Genomic DNA, 19,811 nt, shown 5'->3' with positions numbered 1-19,811 from the left:
ACCGCAGTCCGGATGCCGGACTGCGGTGTGCACCGGGAAGATCGTGTGGCAAGATGCTGCACAGGTCATGAGTGACAGCGATTAAGCCCCGGCTCGCTGTCCGGCAACCCTCCGTCCGTGGCGGGGTGCCCCGGGTGAAGACCAGGCCGTACGCAGCAAGGCGTATGGCAAGCGCGGACCCCTGCGAACACCCTGGGGTCCTGGTCCTCAAGGGAGCAGTCTCGTGAGCAAGCGAATGCGATAGGGCTTTCCGGCCCCTCTTCCGCACCCCCTTTTTCTCTTCGTCACTGCAGCGCCCTCTGTGCGTCCCTGCAGTGAACTCGCCTGCCTTCCCACGGGAGTTCGCCATGTCTGCCACCACCGCTGTCGCCGCCGATCAGACCGTCTGTGCCGCCCCGCTGCCCGTCCTCGGCCGTGACGTCACCGTGCCGCTCGTGACCGGCGGCGAGGTGACCTACGCGGCGCTCGACTACGCGGCGAGCGCCCCGGCACTGCAGCGCGTGTGGGACGACGTGGCCGCGTACGCGCCGTACTACGGAAGCGTGCACCGCGGTGCCGGGTACCTCTCGCAGCTCTCCACCGACCTCTTCGAGAACAGCCGGGTCACCGTCGCCGAGTTCCTCGGCTGCCGCGAGAACGACCAGGTCGTCTTCACGCGTTCGACCACCGACTCGCTCAACCTGCTGGCCGCCGCCCTGCCCGCCGACTGCCAGGTCTTCGTCTTCGAGACCGAGCACCACGCCTCGCTCCTGCCCTGGCGCGACGCCCGCGTGACGTACCTGAACGCGCCGCGCACCGCCGAGCAGGCCGTCGAGACCCTGGAGCGCGCCCTCGCCGACCGCGACCCCTACGGGCCCGCCCTGGTCTGCGTCACCGGCGCGTCGAACGTCACCGGTGAGCTGTGGCCGGTCAGGGAGCTGGCCACCGCCGCCCACGCGCACGGCGCCCGCATCGTCCTGGACGCCGCGCAGCTCGCGCCGCACCACCCCGTCTCCATCAGCGAGCTCGACGTCGACTGGGTCGCCTTCTCCGGCCACAAGCTGTACGCGCCCTTCGGCTCCGGCGTCCTCGCGGGCCGCTCCGACTGGCTCCAGGCGGCCGAGCCCTACCTCGCGGGCGGCGGCGCCTCGCGCAAGGTCGCGCGGCGCCCCAAGGAAGCAGGCGGCGGCGTGGACGTCGAGTGGCACGACACCGCCGCGCGGCACGAGGCCGGTTCGCCGAACGTCATCGGCGTGTACTCGATCGCCTCCGCGTGCAAGGCGCTGACCGAGGCCGGCTTCGACGAGCTCGTCGCCCGCGAGCGCCACCTCATCGCCAAGGTGCAGGACGGCCTCGCCGAGGTGCCCGCGGTGAAGGTACTCTCGCTCTTCGGCGACGACGCCCCGCGCGTCGGCGTCATCTCCTTCGTCGTCGACGGCTGGAACAGCTCGCACTTCGCCGCCGCGCTCTCCGCCGAGTACGGCATCGGCGTCCGCGACGGCCTGTTCTGCGCCCACCCGCTGGTGCGCACCCTGCTCGGCAGCGACCCGCAGACCCAGGGCGAGTGCGGTGCCCCCGAGGCCGCGCCCGGCGAGAAGTCCCTGAACGCGATCCGGGTCAGCTTCGGCGCGGGCACCCCCGACGAGCACGTGGAGCGCTTCGTGCGCGCCGTCAAGGAGCTGGTGGCGGACGGCGCGCGCTGGAACTACCGCACCGAGGACGGGCGCTGCGTGCCGGACACCAACGCCGCCTGAGCCTTCGTCCTGCCCTCCCGTCCTTTCAGGCGTGACCCCAGCACGATCATCCGCAGGGCACGCTCGGTCGCGTCGGTGAGGAACTCGCCGCCCCGCCCCAGCGCCTCGGTCAGCGAGACCGGCGCGGGCAGGATCGAGCTGTAGGCGTCCACGCCCACCGCCCGTACGTGGTGGGCGCCCTGGCCGATCGTGCCCGCGAGGACCAGGACGGGACGGCCGAACCGCTTGGCGCGCCGGGCGACTTCGGCGGGGACCTTGCCGCGCGGCGTCTGGTGGTCGAGGGCCCCCTCGGCGGTGATGACCAGGTCGGCGCGGGCCAGCCTCGCGTCCAGGTCCAGATGGTCGAGCAGGACGTCGAAGCGGGGCAGGAGCCGGGCGCCGAGGGCCGCGAGACCGGCTCCCAGGCCTCCGGAGGCGCCTGTTCCGGGGCCGAGGGCGAGGTCCGTCGTGGCGTGCAGGTCGCGGGTCAGGACGTGCGCCCAGCGGTCGAGTGCCGCCGCGAGCTGTTCGACCTGCGCGGGAGTGGCGCCCTTCTGCGGGCCGAAGACGCGGGCCACGCCGCGCTCGCCGGTCAGGACGTTGAAGGGGTTGCAGGCGACGCGGATCTCGGTGTCCTTCAGACGGGGGTCGAGCCCCGAGCCGTCGATGCGGCTCAGGCGGGTCAGCTCCCGGCCGCCGCGCGGGAGTTCCCAGCCGTCCGCGTCCAGGAGCCGGGCGCCCAGCGCCTGGAGTGCCCCCGCGCCGCCGTCCGACGTGCCGGAGTCGCCGCAGCCCACCAGGATGCGGCGGGCGCCCGCGTCCAGCGCGGCGCCGATCAGCTCGCCGACGCCGTACGTCGTGGTGGCACCGGGGTCGCGCAGATCGCGCGGGACCAGCGAGAGCCCGGCGACCGCGGCCATCTCGACGACCGCCGTGCCGTCCGGCAGGAGCGCGAAGTGCGTGCCGATCCGCTGGCCCACGGGACCGGTGGCGGGCAGCGCGACCAGGCGCCCTCCGCCGGTGGCTGCCAGGGCGCGGGCGGTGCCTTCGCCGCCGTCCACCAGGGGGATCAGATCGGTCTCGGCGTGCGGGACGACACGGCGTACTCCTTCGGCGATCGACTCGGCCGCGGACGGCGCGGACAGGGACTCCTTGAAGCCGCTGGGGGCGATGGCGAAACGGGTCAGCATGGGGTCTCCAGTGCGAACGGGATCAGCGGACGGGCACGCCGAGCAGCGGCCAGAGCGTGACGGCGAAGAGCAGGACGAGGGCCGCGGTCAGGGGTGCCAGGACCGCGGAGAGGCGCAGCAGGTCACGCGGGGTGTAAGTGGGGGTGCCGGGGATGTCGGCGAAGAGCGTGACGGGCTTCGCGGACGCGGGCAGGGTGTGGCAGAAGCCGGCGGCGGCCGTGGAGGCGAGCGCGGCGGCGACCGGGTTGACGCCCGCGCCGACCGCCGCCGCGACGACCAGCGGGACCAGGACGGACGAGCGGGCCGAGCGGGACTGCAGGACCAGGTGCGCGGCCGTGCTGACCGCCACGACGACGGTCAGGAAGAGCCAGGGCGGCACATCGAGGGGGACCCCGCCCACCAGCCACTTCGCCGCTCCCGAGTCGGCCAGGGCGACGCCCATCGCCATCGTCGCCGCCATGAAGAGCAGCAGCGCCCACGGCACGGTCTTGAGCGCGTCCTTCAGACGTACGGTCCCCAGGGCGGGGGAGGAGGCGACGACCGCGCCGATCAACGCGACGACCGCGGGCGGCACTTGGTGGAGCGGCCCGCTGCACCAGAGCGCGACGACCGTGGCGAGGAGGAGGGCACAGCGGGTCTCAGCGGGCTCCCAGGCCCCGGAGACCGGCTGCTCGCTGTGTTCCTGGATTTGCTCGACGGTGATGCGGACGGGGCCCTTGCGGTCCGCCCGCCGTGTGGTCGTCAGGAGGACGGCCTCGGCCGCCAGGTGGGAGGAGGCGACGGCGAGCGGCAGGCCGAGCAGCATCCACTGCGTGAAGCCGATCCGGTCGCCGGTGGCCTCCCACAGCACGGACACCGTGATCAGGTGGGCGCCCGCGCCGATCAGGGTGGCGACCGCGGAGAGCAGGATCACCGTCGGGAACAGCAGTGCGAGCATCACCACCAGTCGCTTCCGGTCGGCGAGGACCTTGGCGAGCGCGAGGAAGACGGGCAGCGCGAGCGCGGCGCGGCCCGACGTGGCGGGCACCGCGAACGCCGTCACGACCAGCGCGGCCGTGGTCAGGTGCGTCAACTGCCGTACGGTGCGGGCCCCGCTGACGAGGAAGGCCGCAGCCCGGCCCGCTAGACCGCTGCGGGCGACCGCGGCCGCGAGCACGAAGGCGCAGATCAGCAGCCAGACCGTCTCGTCGCCGAGGGTGCCGAAGAGCGTGTCGCTGCTGATCACTCCGGTCGCGGTGAGCGCGAGCCCGGCGCCGAGCGCGATGTACGTGTCGTCGATCGGCGTACCGATCCACGCGCAGGTCGCCAGCGCGAACACGCCAAGGGTGAGCCGCGCGTCGCCGCTCAGGCCGGGGAAGTTGCCGGGCACCAGGAGCAGCGCGCACAGGCTGAGCGCGACGCACAGGGTGGCCGCTTGGCGGAGATTCAGGGTCACACGACGAGCCTCGGGCCCGGCCGTGAGGCCTCAATGAGGCTCTGATGAAGGGAATTTCACCCACGGCTCCGGACACTGGCCCTCACCCCGGCAGCCGGTACCCCATCCCGCGCACCGTCTCCACCCGCTCGGCGCCCAGCTTCTTGCGCAGCGCCCGTACGTACACGTCCACGATGTTGGACCCGGGGTCGAAGTCGTACCCCCACACGTGCGAGAGGATCTGCTCCCGCGAGAGCACCTGACCCGGATGGCGCAGGAACAGTTCGAGCAGCACGAACTCACGTGCCGTCAGGTCCACGGTCCGCTCGCCCGAACGCGCCCTGCGCGTGCGCAGATCCAGCGTCAGCTCCCCGCTGCGAAGGACCGTCACCTCGGGCGCCCCCGCCGCCGTACGCAGCCGCAGGCGCACCCGCGCGAGCAGTTCCTCGAAGCGGAACGGCTTGGTCATCCAGTCGTCCGCGCCGCCTTCCAGCCCCGCCACCGTGTCCCGGACCGAGTCGCGCGCCGTGAGGACGATGACCGGAGTGCTCACCCGGGCCTCGCGCAGCTGCCGCAGGACCGTGAAGCCGTCCTTGCCCGGCAGCCCGATGTCCAGGACGACCAGGTCGAATCCGCCGGTCAGGGCGTAGTCGTAGGCCGCGTCGCCGTCACCGACCGCGGTGGTGGTGAAGCCGTTGGCGCGCAGGCCCTTCTCGACGAAGGAGGCGATGCGCTCCTCGTCCTCGACGATGAGAATGCGGTTCATGGCAGTCCTGGTTCCTGTTCTCGCAGTACTTCTCGCAGTACGAGTACGAAGGTGGCGCCGCCGCCTTCCGTGGGCCGCAGCTCGACTCGCCCCCCGTGTCCTTCGGCGATCGCGCGCACGATGGCCAGGCCGAGCCCGGCGCCGGTGGCCCGGGAGCCCCGGCGTGCGGTGCCGCGCCTGAACCGCTCGAAGATCACCGCGGCGTCCTGTGCCTGGACGCCGGGCCCGCTGTCGGCGACGTACAACTCGACGCGGCCCGCCGAGCTGCGCGAGCCGATGTCGATGCGCCCGCCGGGCACCGTGTGCTGGACGGCGTTCTGGGCGAGCTGCACCATCGCCTGGGTGATGCGCTGCGGGTCGAGGGCCCTCTCCCCGTCGGCCACCTCGGCCAGCCGCCAGTCGCGGTCGCCGAGCGCCCGTGCCTTGACGAAGACGTCCGCGGTCAGCTCGGCGAGCTGCACCGGTTCCGGGGTGACGAAGTCGGGGCGCTCGGCCTTGGCGAGGAGGAGCAGGTCCTCGACGATCCGGCTCATCCGGTCGAGCTCCTCCGTCACGATCCGGACCGTCTCCTCGCGCTCGCGCGGATCGTCGCCCATCAGCTCCAGATGGCCGCGGACGATGGTGATGGGGGTGCGCAGTTCGTGCCCCGCGTCGTCGACGAACTCGCGCTGCGCGGCGAACGCCCGCTCCAGGCGGTCGAGCATGCCGTTGAACGTCTCGGCGAGCGCCGCGATGTCATCCCTTCCCTGGACCGGGATGCGCTGGGTCAGATCCTGTTCGGTGAGCTGCGCCGCGGTCGTACGCACCAGGCGTACGGGCTTGAGGATGCGCCCGGCGACGGCCCAGCCGATGCCGGTCGTCATCAGGAGCGCCACTCCGGAGATGGCGAGCAGCATCGTGAACACGTCACCCGCCTTGGCCTGTTCGCCCGCCGGGTGGAAGGCGACCACGAACGCCGCGGCCGGATGGCCCGCGCTCGCCGCGATCTCCACCTTCGCCCAGCGGACCTCGCCGCGGTCGCGGTGCAGGGTGCCGGTGGCATCGGGGGACTCGAAGACCGCGCGCAGCGCGGCGGTGTCCTCGGCGAGCGGATGGCCGATCCGCGGCTCGCGCGACTGCTCCTTCTTCGCGGGCGCCTTGCCGGGGCGGCCGACGAGACCCAGGAGCTCCTCGTCGGGGTCGGCGTACTGCCGGGAGAGGAAGAGCCGCAGCAGGGGATCGGGGGCCGCGAACTTCCGGCCGGTGTGCGGGTCGACCCCTTCGCGGGCGAGGTTGGTGAACTCCGCGGTCTCCTGGGCGAGCAGCCGGTCGATGCGGTGGTCGACGTCGCGCAGCAGGACGGAGCGCGTGGTGGCCGCGACCGCGGTGAGCGCGACGGCCATCACCACGAGCAGCCAGAGCAGGATGCGGACCCGGGCGGATATCCGGCGGAGCGGGCGTTCAGCCGTCGTCACCGGGGCCGTCGTCGTCGTTGTCGCCCCGGCCGCTGCCTTCGTTGCCGTCGTCGTCGTTGTCATCGCCCGAGGAATTCTCGCTCACCGGCGGCGGCGACACCGTCTCGTCACTGGGCGTCGGCCGGGGCGTGGTGGTGGGCTTCGTAGAAGGAGACGCGGGCGACGCGGGTGATGAGGGCGACGACGGCGCTGACGGAGAGCCGCTCTCCAGCTCCACCTTGGGCGGGGCCTTGGGAGGTTCGGGGCTGTCCGTCAGGGCGTAGCTGGTCGCGGCGATGCCGAGGGGGATCGCCACGACGGCGGCGAGTGCCGCCATGCGATGGGAGAAGACCATGGCAGTGAGCGTGCGCGGCACAGCGCGTCAGGAGCATGAGCGGCAGATGAAGAAACGCTCATCCGGCGCCCGTGGACCGGCCCCCGGCGACGCCTCAGGAGACGCCTCAGGAGTCGAGGCCGATGGCGAACGCCGCTTCCAGGTCGTGCTGCGAGTACGTGCGGAACGCGACGTGCGTGTCCGTTCCCTCCACGCCGGGGATCTTGCTGATCTTGCCGGGGATGACGTCCGCCAGGTCGTCGTGGTGCGTGACGCGCACCATGGCGATCAGGTCGTACGTGCCGGTCACCGAGAAGACCTCGCTGACGCAGTCGAGGGCGGCGATCGACTCGGCGATCTCCGGGATCCGGTCCACGCTGGTCTTGATGAGCACGATCGCGGTGATCACGGCTGGCTGTCTCCCTCGATGGCCGGTGCTGGCTGCTCCTTCACTCTAGCCGTCCGCCCATACCTCACCCACGCGTAGAGGAACCCCAGCGAGAACCCGAGCAGATGCGCCAGATACGCCACCCCGGGCCCCTGCCCGCCCTGCAGCGCCGCGAGCCACTGCAGCGCCACCCAGAACGGCAGCACCACCCACGCCGGAAACCGCAGCGGCAGGAAGAAGAGGAACGGGAAGATGCTGGTGACCCGCGCCTTCGGGAAGAGCCGCAGGAACGCCCCGAGCACCGCCGAGATCGCCCCCGACGCGCCCACCAGCGTCTGGTCGGAGCCCGCGTGCGCGACCGCGTAGCCGAAGAGGGCGAGATAGCCGCAGCCGAGGTAGAAGAGCGCGAACTGGACGTGCCCCATCCGCTCCTCGGCCATCGCCCCGAAGACGAAGAGGAAGAGCATGTTGCCCAGGAGATGCAGCCAGCTGCCGTGCACGAAGAGCGCGGTCGCCGGGGCGAGCAGGGGCCGCAGCGCCCCGCTGAACAGCTCCGACGGCACCACGCCCCAGCGCTCGAAGTAGGCCTGCTGGGCGGCGATCAGCTGATCGCCCGTGCCGTACGAGGGATTGAACCCGGACAGCGGGGAGATCAGGAAGACCAGACAGCATGCGCCGATCAGGCCGTACGTCACCGGGGCGGACTGCCCCCTGAGCATCCGGCCGACCGCCGTACCCCACGTCTTGATCATGAACAGAGCATGACGTAAGGGCGGCAAACCGTACAGACCGCCCCGCCGCGTGAGAGGCCGCCGCGAGGAGACCCTTACAGGCCTTAGGGTTACGGGCACCACGCACCATGGAATTCCGAAGGAAAGCGAACAGCCACGATGACGGTTCCCCTGCCGACCGACACCACCCGGTGGCGCTGCACGCTCTGCGGCAATCTCACGCGTTTCGACGTGACCCGCAGTTCGAAGGTCGTCGAATATGTGCACCTCGACCTGGCCGGTGAGTCGAACGTCGAGGAACGCGAGGTGGTCAGTGAGACCATCGAGTCGGTTCGCTGTCGTTGGTGCAACGCGGTGGACCAGGTGGAACTCGTGGACAGGCCGGGCGCCGGCTCCTGAGGGAGCGGGCCCCGCACAGCTAGTGGGGTGACGGATGGTGGAGAGCGCGAGCGGGGAGCCGGACGACGGCGCCGCTGAGGTGCTCGACCGTCCGCTGCCCGACGGGGTGCGCCGACGGGTCGTCCAGATCGTCTCGGACGGCTTCGGCGGTCTGACGGTCGGCGAACTTCCGGCGCAGCTGCGGCAGTACGCCCGCTTCACGCCGACCCGGCGCACGAAGTTCGCGGGCAACGCCATGGCGACGGCCCTGGAGGGCGACCCGCTCTTCCGCCAGCGCATCGGCGAACGTCTCAGAGAGGCGCAGCCCGAGCTCACCGGCGCCCTGGACGCGGGCACACCACCCCCGGCCGCGGACCCCCTCGATGTGGCGGCCGCGGCCTATGTGCTGCGCCCCACCGGCTGGGTGAAGCTGGTGACCGCCGCGGGCGAAGAGGCCCTGCGGGCGGACGCCGAGCGCGTGGACGACGAGACGCGGGCCGAACTCGAACGACTGCGCGAGGAGCTGGCGGCTGCCCGCGGCCACACGAAGGCCGAGACCGAACGGCTGCGCACGGAGCTCGAGTCGGCGAAGAAGGAAGCCGAATCGATGCATCGCAAGCTGCGCGGCGCCCTCAGCGACGTCAAGCGCGGCGAGGCGGCCCTGCGCAAGGCCGCCGCCGAGTCCGACGCGGCCAAGGCCGAGGGCCAGGCGCAGCTGTCCGCCGCCGAGAGCGAGACCCGGCGCCTCAAGGCACGGCTCGGCGAGACCGAGGCCGCCCTGGAGGCCAGCCGCAGGGCGGCGCGCGAGGGCCGCAGCGTCGAGGACATGCGCGTACGGCTGCTGCTCGACACGGTCCTGGAGTCCGCCCAGGGACTGCGCCGCGAACTGGCCCTGCCGCCCGTCTCCGTGCGCCCCGCCGAGACGGTGGACGCCGTCGAGCCCGGCCGGATGACACCGAAGGACATCGCGGCCCGCGCGCTCTCCGAGAACGACCCGGCGATCCTGGACCAGCTGCTCGCGCTGCCCCAGGCGCACATGGTCGTGGACGGCTACAACGTCACCAAGACCGGCTATCCGACCATGCCCCTGGAGAAGCAGCGGCTGCGCCTTCTCGGCTCGCTCTCGCAGCTCGCCGCGCAGACCGGCGCCGAGATGACCTGTGTCTTCGACGGTGCCGAACTCGCCGCTCCCGTGCTGCTCGCGCCGCCGCGCGGGGTCCGCGTGCTCTTCTCCAAGCCCGGTGTCACGGCGGACGAGCTGATCCGCCAGCTGGTGCGCGCCGAGCCGTCAGGACGCCCCGTGGTGGTCGTGTCGACCGACCGGGAAGTGGCCGACGGGATCGCGAAGGCGGGCGCGCGCCCCGTCGCGTCCGCCGTCCTCCTGAAGAGGCTCTCGCGCGGCTGAGCCGGCCTCGCGCGCGCCTGCCGCAGCCCCGTTCGCATCACCCGGCGTACGTCTTCTGAAGGTGCGGCGTGCGCGCCCTTACGCGCGACCGGCGCACGCCGCTTTCGCGGCAAAGGGTGCGCAAGTAACTCCTGTTACCTATGCCCGAATTGGTGCACACGCTGCGCGACGTAGCGTCAAATCATCATTACCGACTGTGCGTTATCGGTAAAATATGCGCCCGGCACCCCACTTTTTACCGGTCAGGATTTGAACTGATCACAAGAAGGTCACTAGGGTCTCGCCTCGAACCTCCGCTCGGTTGATCACCCATCCGGGGTGGCAGCGGTGGTCCCCGCCGACCGGCCCTCGGTAGGCGGCTGGAGGAGAAGGAGCCGCCTTCGTGGCGTCCCACCGCCGACCCAAGCAGCCGAGCCGCGCGCGCGTGACCGTGCTCACCGCCACCGCCGCCGCTGCCGTCGCACTCACCTCCCAGGCGGCCAACGCGGCCCCGAGTGAGAAGCCGAGCAAGGACGAGGTCAAGTCCAAGGTCGACAAGCTCTACGAGGACGCGGGCCGGGCCACCGACCGGTACAACGGCGCCAAGGAGAAGCAGGAGAAGCTCGAGAAGGAGATCGGCGAGCTTCAGGACAAGGTCGCCCGCGGCCAGGAGGACCTCAACGACCTGCGCGGCGGCCTCGGTTCGATGGCCAGCGCGCAGTACCGCTCCGGCGGCCTTGACCCCTCCGTCCAGCTCTTCCTCTCCGCCGACCCGGACGACTACCTGGACAAGGCGTCCACCATGGACCAGCTGAGCGGTCAGCAGGTCGAGGCGCTCAAGAAGGTCCAGGAGAAGCAGCGGACCCTCGCGCAGGAGCGCAAGGAGGCTTCCGACAAGCTCAAGGACCTCGCCGACACGCGCAAGGAACTGGGCAAGAAGAAGAAGGAAGTCCAGAGCAAGCTCGGCGCCGCCCAGAAGCTGCTCAACACCCTGACGGCCAAGGAGAAGCAGGAGCTCGCCGCCAAGGAGCAGCGCGCCAGCCGCGACGCCGGCGACCGTGTGGACCTCGGCAAGGAGGCGCCGGCCTCGCAGCGCGGCCAGGCCGCCCTGAGCGCCGCCGCCACGCAGATCGGCAAGCCCTACGTCTCCGGTGGCAGCGGCCCCAACTCCTACGACTGCTCGGGCCTCACGCAGTGGGCGTACAACCAGGCCGGTGTCCAGATCACCCGGACCACGTACACCCAGCAGAACGACGGCCCGAAGATCGGCCGCGGCGAGCTGAAGCCCGGCGACCTGGTGTTCTTCAACAGCCTCGCGCACGTCGGTCTGTACGCGGGCAACGGCCAGGTCCTGCACGCGCCGAAGCCGGGCGCCGTGGTGCGCTACGAGTCGATGTCCACCATCGGCTCCTTCCAGTTCGGCGTCCGCATCTGAGTTCCCGGCACCCGGTCGTCCGCATCTGAAACGACCGGTGGTCCGCCCGAACGGGCGAATTCGGGGAACTCCCGCTGACCTCACGCCCCGTCGGTGACCTGCGTCTCCGGCGGGGCGCGTCACGTTGTGTGCCCGGCGAGGTCTTTGGCCGTGACGTGATCTCACCGCTACTGTCGCGCGCATTCCCCCGACGGATCGGGGGACTTTCCCCCGGTTCGCCCGGGGGTCCGTCATGCGGAGGGAGAGCGGCTTCCCGTGGGGTCCCATCGTCGTCTCGCGCTGTCCGGTCCGGACCGGAGCACGCGCGTCACCATCCTTTCGGCCGCCGCGGCCACTGCCGCGGCGGCTCTCGTCGCGACGCCGGCCGGCGCCGCACCGCAGGACACCCCGGCCACCACCAAGGCCAAGGTGGACCGCCTCTTCGAGCAGGCCGAGAAGGCCACCGAGGCGTACAACAAGGCCGACGAGCGCGCGGACACCCTGCGCGAGCAGGTCGAGCGGGCCAAGGACAGCGTCGCCCGCGGCCAGGAGCGCATCAACACGATGCGCGGCGCGCTCGGTTCGCTCGCCGGGGCGCAGTACCGCTCGGGCGGCGTCGATCCCTCCCTGGCCCTGCTGCTCTCCTCCGACCCGGACGGCTATCTGGACAAGGCGGCGGCACTCGACCGCATCAGCGCCCGGCAGGCCGGTGAGCTGACCGACCTGCAGAAGGCCCAGCGCAGCCTCTCCCAGGAGCGCACGGAGGCGGGGCGCAAACTCCTCGACCTGGAGAAGAGCCGCACCGCCGTGGCCCGCCACAAGCGGAGCGTCGAGCACAAGCTCGCCAAGGCGCGCAGGCTGCTCAACTCGCTGTCCTCACGGGACCGGGAGGAGTACGACAGGTCGTCGCGCTCGGGACGCGGCGACATGCCGGACCTCGGCAGCGCCGCCCCGTCCTCGTCGCGGGCCGCCGCCGCTATCGCGGCGGCACGCTCGGCGGTCGGCAAGCCCTACGTGTGGGGCGCCAACGGCCCGTCCGGCTTCGACTGTTCGGGGCTCACCCAGTGGTCGTACGCGCAGGCGGGCGTGGGCCTGCCGCGCACCTCGCAGGCCCAGCGGTACGCGGGGCAGCAGGTGCCCCTCTCGCAGGCGCAGCCCGGCGACCTCGTCGCCTACCGCGACGACGCGAGCCACATCGGGATGTACGTGGGCAACGGCCAGGTCGTGCACGCCCCCTACCCCGGAGCCGCCGTGCGCTACGACCCGGTCGGCATGATGCCGGTCTCGTCGGTGACCCGGGTCTGACCGGCCCCCCCCCCGCGGCCCGCTGCCCGTACGATCTGAAACGTGGCTGGTCGCGGGCGTGGGTCGTGGGTGTCGGGGATCTGTGTCGCCCTGCTCGTCGGGTGCGGCGGTCCTTCGGCACCCGACGCGGCGCCCGCGGACGTGCGCAGGATGCTCGACCGGCGCGCGGACGCGGTGCTCGACCGCGACGCCGGGGCGTACCGCGCGACGGGCCAGGATGCCGGGGCCGCCGACGTCTACGACAACCTCCGCGAGGTGCCGCTGACGTCCTGGAAGTACCGCCTGACCTCCTTCGAGCGGACCGGCGACCGGGCCACCGCGACCGCGGACCTGCGCTACCGCATCAAGGGCTACGACAGCGAGCCGCTCACCACCTCGCGAGCGCTCACGCTGCGAGAGCGCGACGGACACTGGTACGTCGCCGCTGAGCGCCCCGCCGAGAAGTCCTCGGAGCAACTCTGGGACCAGGGGCCCGTCACGTCCGTACGGGGCGCTCACAGCCTCGTGCTCGGCGTCGGGAACGGCGAGCGGGAGAAGACGACGCTGCGCGGGTACGCGGACCTCGCCGACCGGGCGGTTCCCCTGGTGCGGGACGCCTGGAAGGGAAAGTGGCCGCAGCGGATCGTCGTCCTGGTGCCCAAGTCCCTCAAGGGCATGGCCGGGCTGCTCGGGGCGCCTGCCTCCGGCTATCAGGGGATCGCGGCGGTGACCACGGGGGAGGCGGGCGGCTCCGGTGCCGCTCCCGCCGACCGGATCATCGTCAACCCCGAGGCGTACGGCGTGCTCGGCGACTTCGGCAAGCAGGTCGTGCTCACCCACGAGGCGACCCACGTCGCGACCCGCGCGCACACCTCGTCCGCGACCCCGCTGTGGCTCTCCGAGGGCCTCGCCGACTGGGTGGGCTACCGCGGCACGGGCCGCACCGCAGCGCAGGCCGCTCCCGAACTGCGCCGCGCCGTCGAGCGGGAGCGGCTGCCCGCAGCGCTCCCCGAGGACGACGACTTCGGCTTCAGCGGGGACGCGGAGAAGCTGGCCGCCGCGTACGAAGGCTCCTGGCTGGCCTGCCGGATGATCGCGGACCAGTGGGGCGAGGCGGACCTGCGGGACTTCTACGAAGCGGTGGGCGCGCACGAGAAGCGGCCCGGTGCGGTCGAGGACGCGATGGAGGAGGTCCTGGACACCACTCCGGAGGAGTTCACGGCGCAGTGGCGTACGTATCTGCGCGAGGAGCTCGGCTGACCCGTGCGGGCGCCGGTGCGCTTTCGCGGGCCCGTGGTTCGGACACGGTCTGCCGCCACAGGTTGCGGCAGGCGAGCAGCGCAGCCGCGACGAGCAGACCATTGCGTACGAGCAGCAGGGTGATGCCCAGCGGATCGCTCGCCACCACGTGCGAGAACCAGACGGGGAACTCCAGGAACGTCACGAACGTGGCCGCGAGCACCAGGCGCGCGGGCAGCACCATGCGGCTCCCGCGGAACGCCAGGCACACGGCGGCGACCCCGACCAGCCACAGCAGATACTGCGGGCTGATCACCCGGCTCGTCGTCGTGAACAGCAGGACGGCGACGAAGGCCGCGTCCGCGACCGTGCTCGCCGCCCGGACGCGTGCGCGAAGCCGCCACACGACCAGCCAGCAGAAGGCCGCCGCGGAGAGCCCTTGCGCCACCGTGCTGACCAGCGTGACCCCGGGACCCAGGAACTCCACCGAGCCGTAGTTGAGCTGCACGTCGCCCTGCCAGCCGAGATGCCGTGCGACATGGAAGACCAGCGCGCCGAGCGACTCGACCTCGGTGCCGCGGTCGCGCTGGAAGGTCAGGAAGGCGAGCGCGCCGGGCATCGTCACGAGGAAGGCCAGGGTCAGGCCGACGGCGGTGGCGGCTGCCGCGCCCCACGAGCTGCGGGTGGCACGCCCGCGTGGCATGCCGACGAGCAGCAGGGCGGGCCACACCTTGAGCAGCGCGCCGAACCCCGCGAGAGCCCCCATCGCCCGGGGATGCCGGGCCCCGGCGAGCAGCGCGGCGACCGCGACGGCCGTCACCATCACGTCGTAGCGGGCGTACACGGTCGGGCCGAGCAGTGCCGCTCCCAGGACCCACGTCCAGGCTCCCCGCAGGGACTTGCCGGGCCGTCCGCCCGCGTACAGGAGCAGCCCGCAGACCAGCGCGTCGGCGAGGAGGGCGAGGACGAAGAAGGCCGACGTGTAACCGGCGAACGGCAGTAGGGCGGGGGAGAGGATCGCGAGGGCGGCGGCGGGCGGGTACTGCCAGGTGACGTCGTCGAGGGGGAAGGTGCCGGTGCGCAGGACCTCGTACCACCCTTCGTAGATGACGGAGACGTCGCTGGTCACGTCAGGGCCGGGAGCGGTGAGCACCCCGAAGACGCAGAGCAGCAGCACCGTCCTGGTCAGCACCCAGACGGTCAGGATCCGCGCCACACACACCACGCCCCTTTTCGGATACTTCATTGTGGTTCGGTGAGCCATGATGCCGGGCGCGGCCGGGCAGGGGCCAAGAGGCGGGGCCGTCCGGGAGGCGAGGCCGTTCGGCGCCCCGGCGGGCTTTCGGTACTGTCGGGCGACGATGCACAAGACCCTGATCGTCACGAACGACTTCCCGCCCAGGCCCGGTGGCATCCAGGCGTTCCTGCACAACATGGCGCTGCGCCTGGACCCCGAACAGCTCGTCGTCTACGCCTCCACGTGGAAGCGGGGCCGCGAGGGCGCCGAGGCGACGGCCGCCTTCGACGCCGAGCAGCCCTTCAAGGTCGTACGCGACCCCACGACGATGCTGCTCCCGACCCCGCGCGTCACCCGGCGCGCGGTCTCGCTCCTGCGCGAACACGGCTGCGAGTCGGTGTGGTTCGGGGCGGCGGCACCACTCGGGCTCATGGCGCCGACGCTGCGGAAAGCCGGCGCGAGGCGGCTCGTCGCCACGACGCACGGGCACGAGGCGGGGTGGGCGCAACTGCCCGCCTCACGCCAACTGCTCGGCCGGATCGGCGAGTCCACGGACACGATCACCTATCTGGGCGAGTACACGCGCTCGCGCATCGCCACCGCGCTGTCGCCCGCTGCGGCCGGGCGGATGGTGCAACTGCCGCCCGGCGTCGACGAGAAGACCTTCCACCCCGGATCGGGCGGGGACGCCGTGCGGGCCCGCCTCGGCCTGACGGACCGGCCGGTCGTGGTGTGCGTCTCGCGGCTCGTGCCGCGCAAGGGACAGGACACGCTGATCCTGGCCATGCCCCGGATCCTGGCCCGGGAGCCCGAGGCGGTGCTCCTGATCGTCGGGGGCGGCCCGTACGAGAAGGACCTGCGCAAGCTGGCCGCCGAGACCGGGGTCTCGGACTCCGTGCGGTTCACCGGGGCGGTGCCGTGGGAGGAACTCCCCGCGCATTACGGCGCGGGGGACGTCTTCGCCATGCCGTGCCGGACCCGGCGGGGCGGCCTTGACGTGGAGGGCCTCGGGATCGTCTACCTGGAGGCCTCCGCCACCGGCCTTCCGGTCGTGGCCGGGGACTCCGGCGGGGCGCCGGACGCGGTGCTCGACGGGGAGACGGGGTGGGTCGTCCGGGGCGGCTCGCCCGAGGCGGCGGCGGACCGGATCGTCACCCTGCTCGGCGACGCGGAGTTGCGTCAGCGCATGGGCGGGCGGGGCCGCGAGTGGGTGGAGGAGCGCTGGCGCTGGGATCTCCTGGCGGAGAAGCTGCGGGAGTTGCTTTAGCGCCTAGTGGGGTGCCGCTGGAGGTTGTTGCGCGACTGACCGTCGTTGTCGGCTGGTCGCGCAGTTCCCCGCGCCCCTGAGAAGCGGGGCGCAGCCCCGGCTTCAGGGGCGCGGGGAACTGCGCGAGCAACCAGCCGCGACCGCAAGTCGCGAAGAAAGCAGGCCCCCCACGGCGAGTGGGCGCCCCGCAAACGCTACCCGCGGTAAATCGCCTCGATCTCGTCCGCGTAATCCTTCGCCACGACGTTCCTCTTCAGCTTCAACGACGGAGTCAGATGCCCCGACTCCTCGGTGAACTGCGTGCCGAGCACCCGGAACTTGCGTACGGACTCCGCCTTGGAGACCGCCGCGTTGCCGTCGTCCACCGCACTCTGGATCGCCGCGAGGAAGTCCGCGTCCTCCCGGAGCGACGCGGCCGTGGAGTCGGCGGGCTTTCCGTGGTCCGAGGCCCACCGGCCCACGAACTCGTCGTCCACCGTGACAAGCGCCCCCACGAAGGGCCGCCCGTCGCCCACGACCATGCACTCCGCGACGAGCGCGTGCGCACGGATGCGGTCCTCGATCACCGCGGGAGCGACGTTCTTGCCGCCCGCCGTGACGATGATCTCCTTCTTGCGGCCGGTGATCCGGAGGTAGCCGTCCTCGTCGAGCGTTCCTATGTCGCCCGTGTGGAACCAGCCGTCGGCGAGCGCCTCTTCCGTCGCGCCCTCGTTGTTCCAGTACCGAGTGAACAGGTGCTCGCCGTGCAGCAGCACCTCGCCGTCGTCGGCGATCCGGACGACCGAGCCGGGCAGCGGCTGGCCGACCGTGCCGATCTTCTGGCGGTCCCAGGGGTTGAAGGCGGTGGCCGCGCAGGACTCGGTCAGGCCGTACCCCTCCAGGACCGTGAAGCCGATGCCGCGGAAGAAGTGGCCCAGGCGCTCGCCGAGCGGCGCGCCGCCCGAGATCGCGTACTCGCCGCGTCCGCCGAGGACAGCCCGCAGCTTGCTGTAGACCAGCTTGTCGAACGTCTTGTACTTGATCTTCAGGCCGAGCGAGGGACCGCTCGGGGTGTCCAGGGCGCGGCTGTAGGCGATCGCCGTGTCCGCGGCCTTGTCGAAGATCTTGCCCTTGCCGTCGGCCTGTGCCTTGGCGCGCGCCGAGTTGTAGACCTTCTCGAAGACGCGCGGGACGCCCAGGATCATGGTCGGCCGGAACGAGGCGAGCTCGTCCGTGAGGTTCTTGACGTCCGGCGCGTGGCCCAGCTTGATCGGCGCCATCAGCGCGGCGACCTCGACCAGGCGGCCGAAGACGTGCGCGACGGGCAGGAAGAGGAGGACCGAGCACTCGCCGGTACGGAAGAGCGGTTTGAGGCGCTCCACGACGTTGCCGCACTCCGCGAAGAAGCTGCGGTGCGTGAGCACACAGCCCTTGGGGCGGCCCGTGGTGCCCGAGGTGTAGACGATGGTGGCCGGGTCGTCGGCGCCCGCGACCGCGCTGCGCTCGTCGACGGTCTCCTCCGGGACGTCGGCGCCCGCGGCGTTCAGCTTCTCGATGCCGCCGGCGTCGATCTGCCAGACGTTGACGAGGTCGGGAAGCCGGTCGCGCACGGAGTCGACGGCGGCGGTGTGGGCGTCGAGCTCGACGATGATGCCGACGGCGCCGGAGTCGCCCAGGATCCACTGGATCTGCTCGGCGGAGCTCGTCTCGTACACCGGCACGGTGACCGCGCCCGCGCTCCAGATCGCGAAGTCGAGGAGCGTCCACTCGTAACGGGTGCGGGACATCAGGGCGACGCGGTCACCGGGGCGCACTCCGGAGGCGATGAGCCCCTTCGCGGCAGCGCGCACCTCGGCGAGGAAGGTCTTGGCGTTGACGTCCTGCCAGGTGCCGTTCACCTTGCGGCCGATGACGGCGACATCCGGATGCTGCGCGGCATTTCTGCGGACGATGTCGGTCAGATTGCCGTCCGCAGGGACCTCGTACAGGGCCGGAAGGCTGAACTCGCGCAAGACTGCTGCTCCTACATAGGGCGCCGGCGCCACGACGTTGTGCGATGCGACGGTGCGGTCCAAGATCGGGCAGGTGCTCCGTGGAAATGGGGGGAAAGAAGGCTGGAGCACTACTGGACTGCCCGGACGTTACCCATGGGTATGGCTTGTTCGGTAGGGGGTCCGGGCCAGATGTTCGGTGCGTCACACGTCTTTGTGGTCTGAACCGCACAGTACGCCACGCCATTCCCGACTCGGAAGTAACCGCAGGTCCGCCCCCTTCTTTGTGCTTCTCGGGGCCTCTACCCACGTTTGCCCGAGCGTTCTAGGGTGATCGGCATGCCAGGTTTCAGGGTCAATGTGGTCAGTGACGTGCACGGCAACGCAAAGGATCTCGCCCGCGCGGGCGAAGGGGCCGACGCACTCATCTGTCTCGGTGATCTGGTCCTGTTTCTCGACTACGCGGACCACTCGCGCGGTATCTTTCCCGACCTCTTCGGCGAGGCGAACGCGGACCGCCTCGTCGAGCTGCGCACCGCACGCCGATTCGACGAGGCCAGAGAGCTCGGCGCCCGGCTGTGGGCGGGCATAGACCGCGCTCCGGCCATCGAGAAAGCGGTGCGCAAGCAGTACGCCGAGCTCTTCGCCGCCTTCCCCGCACCGACGTACGCGACGTACGGCAACGTCGACATGCCGAACCTCTGGTCCGAGTACGCGGGCCCCGGCACCACCGTCCTGGACGGCGGCCGGGCCGAGATCGGCGGCCGGGTCTTCGGCTTCGTCGGCGGCGGCCTGCGTACGCCCATGCGCACGCCCTACGAGATCAGCGACGAGGAGTACGCGGCCAAGATCGAGGCCATCGGGGAGGTCGACGTGCTCTGCACGCACATCCCGCCGGACGTCCCCGAGCTCGTGTACGACACCGTCGCGCGCCGCTTCGAGCGGGGCAGCCGCGCGCTGCTCGCGGCCATTCACAAGACCCGCCCGAGGTACTCACTTTTCGGCCACGTGCATCAACCGCTGACCCGGCGGATGCGGGTCGGGGCGACGGAGTGTGTGAACGTGGGGCACTTCGCGAGCTCGGGCAGGCCGTGGGCCCTGGAGTGGTGACAGCGGGCCACTCGGTGCGCGGTAGCCTTCACGCGTCACACATATAGACACCATCCCCCGTACCGGACCGCATCTGGAGGAGCCACAGAGATGGCGGAACACACCAGCTCGAGCATCACGATCGAGGCGGCACCGGCCGAGGTGATGGGGGTGATCGCCGACTTCGCGCGCTACCCGGACTGGACGGGTGAGGTGAAGGAGGCGGAGGTGCTCGACACCGACGAGCAGGGCCGCGCCAAGCAGGTCCGCCTCGTCATGGACGCGGGCGCGATCAAGGACGACCAGACGCTCGGGTACACGTGGACCGGCGAGAACGAGGTCAGCTGGACCCTCGTCAAGTCGCAGATGCTGCGCTCCCTCGACGGGTCCTACCTGCTGCGGCCCGCGGGCACCGGCACGGAGGTCACGTACAAGCTGACCGTCGACGTCAAGATCCCCATGCTCGGCATGATCAAGCGCAAGGCGGAGAAGGTCATCATCGACCGGGCGCTCGCGGGCCTGAAGAAGCGCGTGGAAGCCGGTCCGAAGGCCTGACGGCGCGGGGCCGCTCCCGGCGGCTC

At 71.5% G+C, this 19,811-nt stretch carries 18 protein-coding genes and 1 riboswitch; of the genes, 9 read left to right on the top strand and 9 right to left on the bottom strand.

What is annotated here, in order from left to right; all coding sequences use genetic code 11:
• Positions 1–63: 63 nt before the first annotated feature.
• Positions 64–180: riboswitch (SAM riboswitch) on the top strand.
• Between the two features lie 167 nt (positions 181–347).
• Positions 348–1,733, top strand: coding sequence for an aminotransferase class V-fold PLP-dependent enzyme (locus tag ABZ906_RS15255; RefSeq protein ID WP_361382107.1), 1,386 nt, complete (start codon positions 348–350; stop codon positions 1,731–1,733).
• On the opposite strand, the gene ABZ906_RS15250 is transcribed toward ABZ906_RS15255, so the two are convergent.
• From ABZ906_RS15250 to ABZ906_RS15220, 7 genes are all read right to left on the bottom strand, one after another.
• Positions 1,685–2,902: a glycerate kinase gene (locus ABZ906_RS15250; protein WP_361382103.1), complete on the bottom strand. Its 1,218-nt coding sequence runs from the start codon at positions 2,900–2,902 to the stop codon at positions 1,685–1,687. The two genes, ABZ906_RS15255 and ABZ906_RS15250, sit on opposite strands and share 49 nt — an antisense overlap.
• A gap of 22 nt (positions 2,903–2,924) precedes the next feature.
• Complete coding sequence (locus tag ABZ906_RS15245) at positions 2,925–4,337, bottom strand: SLC13 family permease (protein ID WP_361382100.1); 1,413 nt, start codon at positions 4,335–4,337, stop codon at positions 2,925–2,927.
• Positions 4,338–4,419: 82 nt separating this feature from the next.
• Entirely contained in the window at positions 4,420–5,082 is a 663-nt protein-coding gene (locus ABZ906_RS15240; RefSeq protein WP_361199069.1) for a response regulator transcription factor, read from the bottom strand.
• On the bottom strand, positions 5,079–6,536 hold the full coding sequence (locus tag ABZ906_RS15235; protein ID WP_361382097.1) for an ATP-binding protein: 1,458 nt from the start codon (positions 6,534–6,536) through the stop codon (positions 5,079–5,081). Before ABZ906_RS15235 ends, ABZ906_RS15240 begins: the two co-directional genes overlap by 4 nt.
• Positions 6,523–6,870: a small secreted hydrophilic protein gene (locus ABZ906_RS15230; RefSeq protein ID WP_361382094.1), complete on the bottom strand. Its 348-nt coding sequence runs from the start codon at positions 6,868–6,870 to the stop codon at positions 6,523–6,525. The genes ABZ906_RS15235 and ABZ906_RS15230 overlap by 14 nt, the downstream gene beginning before the upstream one ends.
• A 106-nt stretch (positions 6,871–6,976) precedes the next feature.
• Entirely contained in the window at positions 6,977–7,258 is a 282-nt protein-coding gene (locus tag ABZ906_RS15225) for an Lrp/AsnC ligand binding domain-containing protein (protein ID WP_361199078.1), read from the bottom strand.
• Complete coding sequence (locus ABZ906_RS15220) at positions 7,255–7,989, bottom strand: rhomboid family intramembrane serine protease (RefSeq protein ID WP_361382091.1); 735 nt, start codon at positions 7,987–7,989, stop codon at positions 7,255–7,257. Before ABZ906_RS15220 ends, ABZ906_RS15225 begins: the two co-directional genes overlap by 4 nt.
• 138 nt (positions 7,990–8,127) lie before the next feature.
• On the opposite strand from ABZ906_RS15220, the gene ABZ906_RS15215 reads away from it, so the two are divergent.
• The 5 genes from ABZ906_RS15215 to ABZ906_RS15195 all read left to right on the top strand — a co-directional run bounded on the left by ABZ906_RS15215 (position 8,128) and on the right by ABZ906_RS15195 (position 13,688).
• Positions 8,128–8,367, top strand: a complete 240-nt coding sequence (locus ABZ906_RS15215) for a hypothetical protein (protein ID WP_361199083.1) — start codon at positions 8,128–8,130, stop codon at positions 8,365–8,367.
• 34 nt (positions 8,368–8,401) lie between these two features.
• A complete protein-coding gene (locus tag ABZ906_RS15210; RefSeq protein WP_361199086.1) occupies positions 8,402–9,751 on the top strand; it encodes an NYN domain-containing protein in 1,350 nt (449 codons plus the stop codon).
• A 382-nt stretch (positions 9,752–10,133) separates the two neighbouring features.
• The gene (locus ABZ906_RS15205; RefSeq protein WP_190081344.1) at positions 10,134–11,165 is read left to right on the top strand and encodes a C40 family peptidase; all 1,032 of its coding nucleotides are present in this window, start codon (positions 10,134–10,136) and stop codon (positions 11,163–11,165) included.
• Between the two features lie 255 nt (positions 11,166–11,420).
• A complete protein-coding gene (locus tag ABZ906_RS15200) occupies positions 11,421–12,449 on the top strand; it encodes an NlpC/P60 family protein (RefSeq protein ID WP_361199089.1) in 1,029 nt (342 codons plus the stop codon).
• Between the two features lie 42 nt (positions 12,450–12,491).
• A complete protein-coding gene (locus ABZ906_RS15195) occupies positions 12,492–13,688 on the top strand; it encodes a hypothetical protein (protein ID WP_361382088.1) in 1,197 nt (398 codons plus the stop codon).
• Here ABZ906_RS15195 and ABZ906_RS15190 read toward each other — a convergent pair.
• Complete coding sequence (locus ABZ906_RS15190) at positions 13,645–14,913, bottom strand: glycosyltransferase family 87 protein (protein ID WP_361382085.1); 1,269 nt, start codon at positions 14,911–14,913, stop codon at positions 13,645–13,647. The genes ABZ906_RS15195 and ABZ906_RS15190 overlap by 44 nt on opposite strands.
• 115 nt (positions 14,914–15,028) lie before the next feature.
• Here ABZ906_RS15190 and ABZ906_RS15185 point away from each other — a divergent pair, with 115 nt between their 5' ends.
• The gene (locus ABZ906_RS15185; protein ID WP_361382082.1) at positions 15,029–16,171 is read left to right on the top strand and encodes a glycosyltransferase family 4 protein; all 1,143 of its coding nucleotides are present in this window, start codon (positions 15,029–15,031) and stop codon (positions 16,169–16,171) included.
• A 194-nt stretch (positions 16,172–16,365) separates the two neighbouring features.
• Here the strand turns inward: ABZ906_RS15185 and ABZ906_RS15180 are convergent, their stop codons facing one another.
• Complete coding sequence (locus ABZ906_RS15180; RefSeq protein ID WP_361382079.1) at positions 16,366–18,162, bottom strand: AMP-dependent synthetase/ligase; 1,797 nt, start codon at positions 18,160–18,162, stop codon at positions 16,366–16,368.
• A 339-nt stretch (positions 18,163–18,501) separates the two neighbouring features.
• On the opposite strand from ABZ906_RS15180, the gene ABZ906_RS15175 reads away from it, so the two are divergent.
• Both ABZ906_RS15175 and ABZ906_RS15170 read left to right on the top strand, forming a co-directional pair.
• Positions 18,502–19,251 (top strand): metallophosphoesterase, encoded by a 750-nt coding sequence (locus ABZ906_RS15175; protein WP_361188987.1) that lies wholly within the window; start codon positions 18,502–18,504, stop codon positions 19,249–19,251.
• A 90-nt stretch (positions 19,252–19,341) separates the two neighbouring features.
• Complete coding sequence (locus ABZ906_RS15170) at positions 19,342–19,785, top strand: SRPBCC family protein (RefSeq protein ID WP_190081350.1); 444 nt, start codon at positions 19,342–19,344, stop codon at positions 19,783–19,785.
• Positions 19,786–19,811: the final 26 nt, after the last annotated feature.

Source organism: Streptomyces sp. NPDC046925 (genome assembly GCF_040644915.1).
In the GTDB taxonomy this organism is placed as follows: Bacteria; Actinomycetota; Actinomycetes; order Streptomycetales; family Streptomycetaceae; genus Streptomyces.
This window is presented reverse-complemented; position numbering and strand designations above follow the sequence as displayed.

Excerpts from the sequence above, each read along its gene's own strand:
- ABZ906_RS15255 (WP_361382107.1), top strand. The coding sequence starts at position 348 with ATGTCTGCCACCACCGCTGTCGCCGCCGATCAGACCGTCTGTGCCGCC.
- ABZ906_RS15250 (WP_361382103.1), bottom strand. The coding sequence starts at position 2,902 with ATGCTGACCCGTTTCGCCATCGCCCCCAGCGGCTTCAAGGAGTCCCTG.
- ABZ906_RS15240 (WP_361199069.1), bottom strand. The coding sequence starts at position 5,082 with ATGAACCGCATTCTCATCGTCGAGGACGAGGAGCGCATCGCCTCCTTC.
- ABZ906_RS15230 (WP_361382094.1), bottom strand. The coding sequence starts at position 6,870 with ATGGTCTTCTCCCATCGCATGGCGGCACTCGCCGCCGTCGTGGCGATC.
- ABZ906_RS15220 (WP_361382091.1), bottom strand. The coding sequence starts at position 7,989 with ATGATCAAGACGTGGGGTACGGCGGTCGGCCGGATGCTCAGGGGGCAG.
- ABZ906_RS15215 (WP_361199083.1), top strand. The coding sequence starts at position 8,128 with ATGACGGTTCCCCTGCCGACCGACACCACCCGGTGGCGCTGCACGCTC.
- ABZ906_RS15210 (WP_361199086.1), top strand. The coding sequence starts at position 8,402 with ATGGTGGAGAGCGCGAGCGGGGAGCCGGACGACGGCGCCGCTGAGGTG.
- ABZ906_RS15190 (WP_361382085.1), bottom strand. The coding sequence starts at position 14,913 with ATGAAGTATCCGAAAAGGGGCGTGGTGTGTGTGGCGCGGATCCTGACC.
- ABZ906_RS15185 (WP_361382082.1), top strand. The coding sequence starts at position 15,029 with ATGCACAAGACCCTGATCGTCACGAACGACTTCCCGCCCAGGCCCGGT.
- ABZ906_RS15170 (WP_190081350.1), top strand. The coding sequence starts at position 19,342 with ATGGCGGAACACACCAGCTCGAGCATCACGATCGAGGCGGCACCGGCC.